This is a genomic window from Zwartia panacis (genome assembly GCF_030410395.1).
In the GTDB taxonomy this organism is placed as follows: domain Bacteria; phylum Pseudomonadota; class Gammaproteobacteria; order Burkholderiales; family Burkholderiaceae_B; genus Zwartia; species Zwartia panacis.
In genome coordinates this window covers 105320-116063 of the sequence record NZ_JAUHHF010000011.1, presented here as the reverse complement: position 1 = coordinate 116063, position 10744 = coordinate 105320, and the positions used below count along the sequence as shown (strand labels likewise).

Annotated in this window: 10 protein-coding genes and 1 pseudogene; 5 read left to right on the top strand and 6 right to left on the bottom strand. The window is 54.1% G+C overall.

Translation table 11 applies throughout. The features are described 5' to 3' along the window. A pseudogene (locus QWY30_RS13425) lies at nt 1-120 on the top strand (IS30 family transposase); the annotation flags it as partial. Nucleotides 121-144: 24 nt separating this feature from the next. Here the strand turns inward: QWY30_RS13425 and QWY30_RS13420 are convergent. From QWY30_RS13420 to QWY30_RS13405, 4 genes are read right to left on the bottom strand one after another with little or no spacing between them, the layout of a single operon-like run. Continuing rightward, nucleotides 145-1194: an alpha/beta hydrolase family protein gene (locus QWY30_RS13420; protein WP_290241813.1), complete on the bottom strand. Its 1050-nt coding sequence runs from the start codon at nt 1192-1194 to the stop codon at nt 145-147. Nucleotides 1195-1232: 38 nt separating this feature from the next. Further along, complete coding sequence (locus QWY30_RS13415) at nt 1233-1601, bottom strand: cupin domain-containing protein (RefSeq protein WP_290241812.1); 369 nt, start codon at nt 1599-1601, stop codon at nt 1233-1235. Nucleotides 1602-1643: 42 nt separating this feature from the next. Then, nucleotides 1644-2705, bottom strand: a complete 1062-nt coding sequence (locus QWY30_RS13410; RefSeq protein ID WP_290241809.1) for an Ldh family oxidoreductase — start codon at nt 2703-2705, stop codon at nt 1644-1646. A 13-nt stretch (nt 2706-2718) separates the two neighbouring features. Beyond that, on the bottom strand, nt 2719-3936 hold the full coding sequence (locus QWY30_RS13405) for a serine hydrolase domain-containing protein (protein ID WP_290241807.1): 1218 nt from the start codon (nt 3934-3936) through the stop codon (nt 2719-2721). Between the two features lie 72 nt (nt 3937-4008). Here QWY30_RS13405 and QWY30_RS13400 point away from each other — a divergent pair, with 72 nt between their 5' ends. From QWY30_RS13400 to QWY30_RS13390, 3 genes are read left to right on the top strand one after another with little or no spacing between them, the layout of a single operon-like run. Then, entirely contained in the window at nt 4009-4449 is a 441-nt protein-coding gene (locus QWY30_RS13400) for a PaaI family thioesterase (protein ID WP_290241805.1), read from the top strand. 30 nt (nt 4450-4479) lie between these two features. Continuing rightward, nucleotides 4480-5049: a phosphorylase family protein gene (locus tag QWY30_RS13395; RefSeq protein WP_290241803.1), complete on the top strand. Its 570-nt coding sequence runs from the start codon at nt 4480-4482 to the stop codon at nt 5047-5049. Between the two features lie 19 nt (nt 5050-5068). After that, on the top strand, nt 5069-7213 hold the full coding sequence (locus tag QWY30_RS13390; protein WP_290241801.1) for an alpha/beta hydrolase domain-containing protein: 2145 nt from the start codon (nt 5069-5071) through the stop codon (nt 7211-7213). A 31-nt stretch (nt 7214-7244) separates the two neighbouring features. Here QWY30_RS13390 and QWY30_RS13385 read toward each other — a convergent pair whose 3' ends face one another. Together QWY30_RS13385 and QWY30_RS13380 are read right to left on the bottom strand one after the other, a co-directional pair. Continuing rightward, complete coding sequence (locus QWY30_RS13385) at nt 7245-8885, bottom strand: rhodanese-related sulfurtransferase (RefSeq protein ID WP_290241799.1); 1641 nt, start codon at nt 8883-8885, stop codon at nt 7245-7247. A gap of 5 nt (nt 8886-8890) precedes the next feature. Further along, on the bottom strand, nt 8891-9463 hold the full coding sequence (locus tag QWY30_RS13380; protein WP_290241797.1) for a cysteine dioxygenase family protein: 573 nt from the start codon (nt 9461-9463) through the stop codon (nt 8891-8893). Between the two features lie 103 nt (nt 9464-9566). Here QWY30_RS13380 and QWY30_RS13375 point away from each other — a divergent pair, with 103 nt between their 5' ends. Beyond that, on the top strand, nt 9567-10625 hold the full coding sequence (locus tag QWY30_RS13375) for an NAD(P)H-dependent flavin oxidoreductase (RefSeq protein ID WP_290241795.1): 1059 nt from the start codon (nt 9567-9569) through the stop codon (nt 10623-10625). Nucleotides 10626-10744: the final 119 nt, after the last annotated feature.

The window sequence follows — 10744 nt, the reverse complement described above, 5'->3', positions numbered from 1 at the left end:
GCGGATGAACTTAAAATGATTCAAGATCGTATTAATCACCGACCACGTAAACGATTAGGTTTTAAAACTCCGTACGAAGTGTTTCACCAGTCCCTAAACCGTGTTGCACTTCGTACTTGAAACCACTGAATATTGATTTTTAATTTACCCGAATTTCAACTCGTCGCCCGGGCCCTGCATCGCTCGCATACGCGCCTCGAAAGCTTCACGGGTAGCCGGAACCGAACGTCCCTCGGAGGCTAAATAGTATTCCCAAAAAGCAGTCGTCATTTCACTCACGCGTGCCCATACCGCCTGATTCGCTTGATCCGAGACAGGAATATCCCGACTGTAACGCTTGGCATCGACGGGTTCACCCGCAAAACTCATGTGATCGGCATCCCTTACCTTGAGCTGAAGTTTTTTGCCTGTGGGGAGATTGGCATAAACTGATTCGCGATTGGTTAGACTCACGCCGAGCACAATCGCATCATCGTCTTTTTTAAAGGTCACGAACTGATCGTGATCACCCGTAATACAAAAAAACGGAATCTCGACCTTGAACATGGAGCGTGCCCGTTCGGGCGAGGTAGCACCAGGCGAAAAGGCGATGACTGCCTTGATTCTTGGGTCGCGCAGGCTCTGCGTGCCAAGTGGCTGTCCCGCAATCGTTTGAGCCGTGAGGGCACCATACGAATGGCCGGCAAAACCGATTCTTTCACGATCCACATAGGAGGCGAGCTGGGTAGACTCGAGACAATAATCCAGAGCGAACTTGCTGTCTGACACGCGCAGGCTGTATTGCTGAGCGGCGAGTGCGAGTTGCATATTGGTTTTGAAGCTCTGCTTGGCGCTGGTGCGCCAGAGTGCGTCATCGGTCACCGGATGCGCAAGCGTCACCACCAGATAACCCGCACGTCTCCAGGCCTCACACCATGCCTGGCCATTGGAGACACCGCTACCCAGGCCTGGGGAATACAAGATCAAACCTGTCGGTCCGATTTTTGCGGGCAATCTTATGCGCAACTTGATCGAACGACCGGTTTGAGGATGGACGATTGTCGCGACAGCGGGGTCAGTTGCGGTTTTTTCACCAGCGGTTTTTTCACCAGCGGGTTTTTCACCAGCGGTTTTTTCACCACTGTCATCGTTACGCGTTTGTGCGCAGATGAGCGAGGGGTAGCCCACCACTCCTGCGACCCCTAAGGTGCCCATTCCCCAAAGGGTATGGAGACAACGCCGACGCGATACGCTCACAATGCGACTGTTTTGAATTTTCCAGGCAGCACGATTTCCAGTACTTCAAAATCATCCGAGTGACAGATCTCACGATGACGGATATTAGGAGGCTGATGCACGCAGGTTCCCTCTACCAGCTTATGCTCGCCATGCCCTTCGTACTCAAAAATAGCCCAACCCTTGAGCACATAGACGAATTGAAAATCCAGTTCGTGGCGATGCCACTCGCCCGTCGCGTTGCTGCCCTTGCTCGCGCGAATCACATGCATCACCGCTGCACCCTTGGTCGCCTCGAAAATACCGAGATCACGATAATCAAAATACTCACGCAAACCATCATGCGTGAAGGGCTTGTCTTTGGCATGCTGAATACTGAATTCCATGAGCTCCGCCTGTTCGTGACTGTTGAGTTGAAGTTGATTTTTCTACAATACACCCGCGTGCCTGGCCACGCGAAGCACATCTGAGAGCGTATCCTCTGGTAGCAACAAACCTTGTTGCCGATTTTTCAGATCCGCCAATTTCTCCATTTCACCTGGGTAATAAACCTGTTCGTGCCCTTCTGCCACGGGAACGTCTTTCAAAGACCGAATGTACGCATCTATTCGCTGTTCAAATTCGCTCAAGGGTTGAAAGGCCGCGACATTCATCGCCACCATAAAGTGACCGGCCCCGCTGCGGTGGATCGGGTCATACGGTCCATGAACAGTATCGAGAAACTGGCTTCCGGACAATACACCTGACAAAATATCCACCATCACGCCCATCACGTAGCCTTTGTGACCCGCCATCGGAAGAATGAAGCCCTCCAGAGCCGCCTTGGGATCCGTGGTGGGACGGCCGCGCGCATCGACAGCCCAGTGGTCAGGAATCGACTCTCGCCGTTTGTTGGCAAGATAAATCTTGCCTCGCGCCACACCCGAATTAGCCATATCCATGACCACCGGTCCGTACGCTCCGCCCGGCACAGCAATGGACCAGGGGTTTGTGCCAATTTTCTTTTTCAATCCACCCCAGGGTGCCATATTCGGTCCGGCGTTGCTCATCAGCATCATGATGCAACCCTGCTCTGCGGCCAGACGCGTGTAGTACATGCATGTACCAAAATGGTTGGAGTTGCGGATCGAAACGATTCCGACACCATGCTTGCCGGCCCGCGAGATCGCTTCATCAACGGCGCGACGCGTAATCACCTGACCAACACCATCGTGCCCATCCATGACCGCGACAGCACCCGCATCGACTTCGAGCGTTGTGAGCGTATGCGCCTTCATCGCGCCAGACTCCAGCCGCGCGTAGTACCAACCCAACCGCAACAGACCATGCGACTGATGTCCCCATAAATCGGCCTGGACCAGCGTGTCGGCGGCCAACCACGCCTCTTGCTCAGGGACACCGATACTGCGGTAGACCGCCGCCGCCAAGGCTTGCAGGCTTGCGGGATCAACAGGTTGATTCAGTTTGAAATCTTTTTCGGACAGATTCATGTCGACGACTGGATTATTTGACCAAGGCTGAATACACCAGAGTCTTGTACAACATGCGACTCTGGATTTTGTGTGTGGGTCCCTGCGTCAAAATCAGCGCAGTGAGGTTCTCCTTAAAGTCCAGCCAAAAGCTCGTCCCCCATACTCCAGACCACAGCGACTCGCCGGGAGAGCCTGGCACCCAGCACATCCCCTGGCTCAGTCTGACAGCAAAGCCCAGGCCAAAACCATAGCCGGGACCTGTATTGGCCTGTGTGGTGCCGCCCATGCCAGCGGTGTGTTCCGAGCACATGAACTCGACGGTACGACGTGACAAATAACGGCGTCCATCGAGCTCGCCGCCGCGCAGCATCATGTGCAAAAACCGCATGTAGTCGGCGGCAGTGCCCAACAAGCCTGCCCCACCGCGCAAATAAGTTCTGCCAACAGGATTGGTCGTCTGCCGATAGGCTTTGAGCATCTCTGCCTTGAGAGGGTCGCTATCGGGCGCTTCTGCGAGACGTCCCAGGCGCTCGGGCTCCACCCACCATGTCGTATCTTTCATGCCCAGCGGTTTGATCAACAACACATTCAGAATCTCCTCAAGCGTCTTGTTCTCGACACGCTCAAGCAGCAATCCCAACACATCGACCGCGATCGAATATTCCCAGAACGTCCCGGGCTGATGCGCCAACGGGATAGTGCCGAGATTTTTGAGCATCTGATCACCCAAAATATCATGCTCCCTGGCCTCGATATGCAGCTCGTCGTAGAGCTTTCTGATGCGCGGTGACTTCGCGCGATCGCCATGCACGAAACCTGCAGTGTGTCGCATCAAATCCTGAATCGTGATTGGACGAATCAAGGGGACGTCCCCCTCGGGAGCCTCGACCTTGAGGTCTTTGAGTTCGGGCAACCAGTTTGTGATGGGATCGTAAAGATTGAAACGACCGCGCTCGACCAGCATCATCGCAGCGACTGTGACCAGTGGTTTGGTCATGGACGCGAGACGAAAAATCGAGTCGCGTGCCATCGGAATCTTGCCAGCAGCGTCCTGAAAACCGTAGGCTTCAAAATGGACGCACTCGTCATGACGCATGATCATGGTCACCGCACCAGGGAAAATCCCCTTGGCGATCTGCTCCTCCAGAGAGGCACCCAAACGTTCCAGTCTGGGCTGCGAAAACCCTTGGCGGACATGTGCCTCGTACTCGGGACCAGGGCGTGAAATTGAAACAGGCGTCGTTGTCATGGCTTTCCACTCGAATTGGTTACGGCATAATCTTACGTTAATTCAATCCGTCACCTTGTAGGAATATCTTGTATGCCCAAGCTTCGCCCCACCGTCACCGTCGAAGAACTCAATCAGCGTAGCGGTGAAAACTTGCCCGGCCTGATGGGTGTGGAAATGCTGGAACTCTCCGAGGGCACGCTCAAGAGCCAGATGAAACTGCGCAAAGTCCATTTCGCCCCCAACACATACCTTCACGCTGCCAGTGTGATTGCGCTGGCCGATACAACCTGCGGCTATGCGACGATTGCCCATTTGCCCGAAGGCGCTGTCTCGTTTACCACGATTGAACTCAAGAGCAATCACTTGGGAACCGTGCGTGGCGAAGGCGCCATCATCCGCTGCACTGCAACAGCGCAACATCTCGGTGGTAACACCCAGGTTTGGGATGCCATCGTCACCGATGCTGCAACGGACAAGAAAATCGCGATCTTTCGCTGTACACAAATGGTGCTTTGGCCTAAAAAGGACTAAAACCCCTAAGGACTAAAAAAATCCTACCCCATGCGCACAAACCTGATTGTCCTGACAGCACTGCGTCCAGAACTGGATGCGCACAAACTACCTGATGGCATTCAGGTTTTTTATACCGGAATAGGGAAAATCAACGCCACGATCACAACGATCCAGGCCATCGAGCACGCCCGCCCCTCGATCATCGTGAACTTCGGCACGGTGGGCGCAGTCTGCCCCGAGGCGTCGGGGCTTCTCGAAATCGGACGCGTCGTGCAGCGCGACATGATCGCCGAACCGCTCTCACCGCGGGGTCGCGTCCCTTTTTGCGAACGTCCGCACGAATATTTCTCGGCTCAGGGCACACATACTTGCGGGACAGGCGACAGTTTTGTGACGTCCAAAGACCCCTGGCTCCAGGAACAAGGCATTCATGTCGTCGACATGGAGCTTTTCGCAATCGCCGCAGTGGCACACACGCACGGTCTACCCTGGCTCTCTTACAAGTACGTCACCGACTTTACCAATGAAGATTCCGGCCAGGACTGGCACAATAAAGTGAATCACGGTGAAACACTCTTTTTAGAAAAGCTGTCGATGTTGCAACAGGACCTTAAATAAAAAATACGAGGGAGACAAAATGAAAACCAAAAGTAAAAAACAACGATTTCACGCTGCGATGCTGACGGGCGTAATCGGATTGGCTGGCATCCAAACGACCGAGGCACGCGTCACGAAGATCGTGATCGACGAAGTGACACCCATGGCAAAAGCCGCGAATGAAAAGCCAGTTGCCATCGCGTATGAAACCATCGCAGGCCGCGCCTTTGGCGAACTTGATCCAAAGCTGCCACAAAATGCGTTGATCCAGGATATCGAGCTTGCGAAAGATCAGGACGGCAAAGTTCGCTATGTCGCATCCTTTGTCATACACAAACCTGTCGACCTGAAAAATGCAAGTGGGTTGATGTGGCACGATGTCCCCAACCGTGGACGTGTCTATCCTTTTTCACCGAGGGAACAGGAGCTCGGTGATATTTTTCTTGCAAGCGCATGGCAGGGTGATAACAGCGGCAACACACGTGTGCGACCCGTCAATTCAGCTAAAACAGGTCAGTTTCTTGAGGTGCCGGTTGCGCGTCAACCGAATGGTGATCCCATTACAGGCGAGGTATTCGGACGTATCGTCAATCGCTCGGGAAAAGCTTCGCAACCTTTGATTGTCCAGAGCAATCCGCTGCCTTATAAACCCGTTTCACTCGATACCTCAAAATCAAAACTGACCTCCAGAGGCGGCGAAGGCATGCATGGTCAAGTCATTGATGAAGTGCGTATCCCGGACTCTGATTGGGCCTGGGGAAAGTGCGATGAGAAAACGCCGTTTCCAGGTACGCCCGACCCTACACAGATTTGCCTGAAAGAAGGCTTTGATCCCAAACGCCTGTATCAGGTTGTCTTTACGGCTGCCGATCCGTATGTGTTAGGAATCGGTTTCGCTGCCTGGCGCGATGTCGGTGATTTTTTCAAAAACATCGCCAAGGATGATCTGGGCACAGCCAACCCAATTGCCGGCATTCCCAAGCACAGCATTGGCCGAGGCGTTTCACAATCAGGCAATTTCTTGCGCGGCTGGCTGCATCTCGGTTTCAATCAGGCTGAGCATGGAGGAATGGTGCATGACGGTATGTGGCCGATCATTGCGGGACGTCGTATCGCGTTGAATTTCCGCTGGGCGCAAGCCGATGGTGTACTGGAGCTTTACCAAGCGGGCAGCGAAGGGCCACAATGGTGGCTCCCGCATCCTGACCCTGTCCGAGGCTTACCCGCTGCGGGGATCCTGGATCGATGCACGGCAACCAAGACCTGTCCGAAAATTGTCGAGCATTTTGGCTCCGCAGAGGTCTGGGCGCTCAAGCTCACACCGGAATGGGTCGGTACGGATGGCAAACAAGACCTGCCTCTACCCGACACGGTCAGACGCTATTACATCGCCAGCAGCCATCATGGTGGTGGAGCGGGTGGTTTTGACACCAGCCTGCCCGGAGTCGGCTTACCCAAAACACCCGCAGTATGTCCCGGAAATAACTTTGGAGTGGGGATATTGCCAGCCAATCCGGTTCCGCACACAGAAACGGTCAATGCGATTCGCGTTCATTTCCGCGATTGGGTGATGAAAGGGACTGAGCCGCCTCCAAGCCGCTACCCCACGCTCGCACCCAAGCCAGGCGAACAAAGTGGCACACTCGCGTTGGCTAACAAAAAAGACATCGGCTTTCCGACCTTGCCGGGTCTGCGCCCCACGGTGCCCGAGTCTGATTTCATCATGAGTGTGCTGGATTATGACTGGGGTCCTCAGTTCAATGCCCTGGATGTGTCAGGCATTCCGACCAACGCGCCGCCACCGATCAAGCAGGTCTTGAAGATGTACGCACCCAAAGTCGATCAAGATGGCAACGAACTTGGTGGGGTGCCAGTCGTGTTACTGGATGCGCCTCTTGGCACCTATCTGGGATGGAATATCACTGCGGACGGAGATAAACCTTTCCACAAAGGTCAGATCTGTAATTATGTCGGGGGCATGATTCCTTTTGCGCGGACAGCGGCAGAGCGTAAAGCGAACCAGGATCCTCGCCTGTCTCTCGAGGAACGATATGGCAATCATGCCGGCTACGTCGCTGCCGTGATCAAGGCGAGTGAGCGGGCGACCAAGGAGGGTTTTCTATTGCCGGTCGATGCCGCCGCTCTGATCGAACAGGCTAAAGCCAGCAAAGTTCTGCGCGATTAACCATTGTCCAACTAGAGACTTGTCCAAACGTTTACAAGACCCAGAAGTGATGCGTCCCATCCCGACCGAGTTGTTCAACTAAACCAAACTCCCAGTCGAGATAGCCCTGCATCGCTTCACGGGCATTGTCAGTTCCCTCGTACGGTCGCTTATAGCGATCCAGAGGTGGTGACACAAGGTGGGTAGGACCTTTTTCAATCGCCAGTCCCGCCTCTCGCCAGGCCTGTGTTCCACCGTCCAAAACGAAAACTTGAGCACTAATTCCATTCTGGCCAAGTGTTTGTGAAAACTCCTCAAATGCAAAACGGGCCATGACACCATCCGGACAGGTCAGCACATAACGCGCCGCTACCGGCAATTGCTTGAGAGCCTGTTTGAGCTGCGAACGCAAGACGTAACGCGCGCAAGGAATATGTCCTTGGACGTATTGGGCATGACGCCCAAAATCGACGACGATGGTTTGTTCGCGAGGGTCTGTCTGTTTCAAATATTGCGCCAAGCTCGCGCAGTCTGTGAGCGCAGTAGCGGGAAGAGTCGGCAATTCCGCCTGCCAGACACCTGTCACATTAAATTCCTCAGCTTGTACGCCATCCAGCACATACACATCCCACGCCATCTGCGCGAGCCATGAAGCCGTCATATTGGCACGCACGCCATCCGTATCGACCAGCACCAATCTTGCGCCACGAACGGGGGCGACCATCTCGGTTTCTTGAACCAATTGCCCGCCGGGTGTCGAACGAAAACCTGACAGATGGCCCGCAACATACTCCTCAGGATTGCGTGTATCAAAAAAATAGGTCGTGCGTGTCGACTGCGACCGCCATGTCTCCACATTCTTTTTGGACGCCCGCTTCACACCCGCACGGTCCGCGACATCCCGGGCACGCTTGGCCGCGCTTTGCGTTGTGGTCGAAGAAACTTCAGGAAACTTTCTGGTTTGACCTTTGTCGAGGGTTTGATCAGCAAGCGTCCAGCCAATCGTGCCATTGCGCAACGCCGACACTTGATTGGGAATACCTGCGTTGATCAAAGACTGAGTACCAATAATGCTGCGTGTGCGGCCTGCGCAATTGACAATGACGCGGGTCTCTGGACGGGGCGCCAACTCGGCGATACGCAATACCAATTCAGCACCGGGACAGCTCACCGCGGTCGGGATACTCATGGTGTTGTACTCATCGAACCGACGGGCATCCACAATCACAACATCAGCTTGCTCATCAATCAAGGCTTTGACTTCCTGAGCCGACAGGGAAGGTGTGTGTTTATGCGCCTCGACTAATTCACCAAAAGATTTGCTGGGAACATTCACGTCCTTGAATAACTCTCCGCCCGCATCGGCCCACGCTCGAACACCGCCACCAAACACACTGACATTCGTATAGCCGAGCGCTACCAGTCGATTAGCCGCGCGCATCGCATCGGAATCGGCAAGCGAAACATCTCCCTCATCCAATGTCACAATCCAAACATCACGCCTGGGTAATTTGCTGTAGGCGTCGAGCTCGACGCGCGACAAGGGAAAGTTCGCGGCGAATAGCGGATGAGACTGCGCGTGCGGATCTTCTTCCCGCACATCCAAAAAAGCGATCTCACGCTTTTCCAAGAGCGCGAGGCGCACAGACTGGTCATCACAAACACTGATGCTGACGTTCTTGTTGCTTTGCATCTGACTTAATTCCAAAGATTAGGGATCACATCATTGCTGTAACCCGAGACGAAATTTTTTTCCTGACCCGAATCCGGATCAAAGACATGTCGCTGAATACGGCCGATATTTCCACCGTAAACATGAATGCTGATCGAAGGGCGATCCGAATAAAAATTGGCAACTTCATGCACATCATGCGTGGACGGAGATACGGAACCGACCTGACCGGGTAACAGAATCACGCTCTCCCCGCGTCGATACCCACCCTCGGGTTTCTTGAAATAATGGGTATCAACTTCCTGACCGCGCAACATGCCGATCAAGCCCCAGGTCATGTGATCATGCACAGGTGTTTTCTGTCCCGGTCCCCACACGAAACTCACCATTGAAAAACGATCCAGCGGATCGGCATACAGCAGGTATTGTTGGTAAAACTGAGGATGAGGTCGCGCAAACGCCTCGGGTAACCAGTCATCGTATTTGACCAAATCCGCCAACAACATACCCCCCTGCTCCAGGATTAGTGGCTCATGTGGATCACTTTGCAGGAGTCGGCTCATCCCTTGCACAAAAGTCAGTAGTCTTTCGTTTTTCATGGCGCAGTCTCGTGAATTAAATTTTTTACTTCAATGAAGTAATGATAAACGGCATTCCGGGGATAGAATGAGCCAACATTCCTTTTAAACGGTGGACTCGACCATGGCTTTTGCTCTGAACAAATTACGTGTTCCGATTATTCAAGCACCCATGGCGGGTGGGCCCAATACCCCAGCGCAAGTCGCAGCGGTCGCCAATGCCGGGGGGCTGGGCAGTTTTGGATTTGCCTACAGTTCACCTCAACACATCAGCGATGATCTGAGCGCAGCCAAAAGACTCACCTCAGGTCCATTGAATGCCAACTTTTTTGTCTTTCACGAAGTGCCCACTCCCAGCATCGAGCTGCAACACCAGGCGATTGCCGCGCTCAAGCGCCTGCCCTGCGCGCAAGACCTGCGAATGGTGTGCCCCGAGCCACCCTACTTTCCCGATTTGAACGCAATGCTGGAACCCGTCTGGCTACATAAACCTGCGGTGCTCACTTTTCACTTTGGCCTTCCCAAACCTGAGGTGCTCGAGCGCGCGCGCATTTTAGGCATTGCCGTTGGTATCAGCGCGACATGTCTGGCTGAAGGACAAGCGATCGAACAAGCCGGCGCTGACTTTGTCATCGCGCAAGGCATCGAGGCCGGCGGACACCGAGGTACTTTTGAGCCAGATATTCTGGACGATGACTTGCCGACCCTAGACCTTGTCAAACAACTTTCTGGCGCATTAAAAATCCCCGTCGTCGCAGCAGGAGGCATCATGACTGGCGGAGATATCGCGCGGGCCCGGGCAGCGGGTGCGACAGCTGCACAACTCGGGACGGCTTTCCTGGTTTGCGACGAATCGGGCGCGACGCCTGCGCACAAGCATTTCCTGCTCACCAAACCCACACGCGGCACGATCTTTACCCATGCATTTTCAGGCAGACGCGCACAAGGCCTTAGAAATGAGTTCATCGATGCCATGCAGGGTCAGCCGCACCTGCCCTTTCCGCTTCAAAACACCCTGACGGGTCCACTGAGAAAAATCGCGGTGCAACATAACGACGGAGAACATCAGAGCCTTTGGGCAGGTCGCGCCTACGCCCAGGCCAGGCCGATGAGTACTCAGCGCCTAATGGAACTCTTAGAACAGGAATACCTGCAAAGCTCCGCAGTGCGGGAAAACCCTTAAACGTGGGCATATCTGCAACTTGACAGGTCTCCAAATTGAAATACATCTATCCGGTCCAGTCCTGTTTCTCTATACTTCCTGCGTGCTGATCTGACGAGTACAGCCATGTTGGCTTGCAG

What these genes read in the sequence shown, in the direction of transcription:
- QWY30_RS13420 (WP_290241813.1), bottom strand. Translation starts at nt 1,194, where the DNA reads ATGGGCACCTTAGGGGTCGCAGGAGTGGTGGGCTACCCCTCGCTCATC.
- QWY30_RS13415 (WP_290241812.1), bottom strand. Translation starts at nt 1,601, where the DNA reads ATGGAATTCAGTATTCAGCATGCCAAAGACAAGCCCTTCACGCATGAT.
- QWY30_RS13410 (WP_290241809.1), bottom strand. Translation starts at nt 2,705, where the DNA reads ATGAATCTGTCCGAAAAAGATTTCAAACTGAATCAACCTGTTGATCCC.
- QWY30_RS13405 (WP_290241807.1), bottom strand. Translation starts at nt 3,936, where the DNA reads ATGACAACGACGCCTGTTTCAATTTCACGCCCTGGTCCCGAGTACGAG.
- QWY30_RS13400 (WP_290241805.1), top strand. Translation starts at nt 4,009, where the DNA reads ATGCCCAAGCTTCGCCCCACCGTCACCGTCGAAGAACTCAATCAGCGT.
- QWY30_RS13395 (WP_290241803.1), top strand. Translation starts at nt 4,480, where the DNA reads ATGCGCACAAACCTGATTGTCCTGACAGCACTGCGTCCAGAACTGGAT.
- QWY30_RS13390 (WP_290241801.1), top strand. Translation starts at nt 5,069, where the DNA reads ATGAAAACCAAAAGTAAAAAACAACGATTTCACGCTGCGATGCTGACG.
- QWY30_RS13385 (WP_290241799.1), bottom strand. Translation starts at nt 8,885, where the DNA reads ATGCAAAGCAACAAGAACGTCAGCATCAGTGTTTGTGATGACCAGTCT.
- QWY30_RS13380 (WP_290241797.1), bottom strand. Translation starts at nt 9,463, where the DNA reads ATGAAAAACGAAAGACTACTGACTTTTGTGCAAGGGATGAGCCGACTC.
- QWY30_RS13375 (WP_290241795.1), top strand. Translation starts at nt 9,567, where the DNA reads ATGGCTTTTGCTCTGAACAAATTACGTGTTCCGATTATTCAAGCACCC.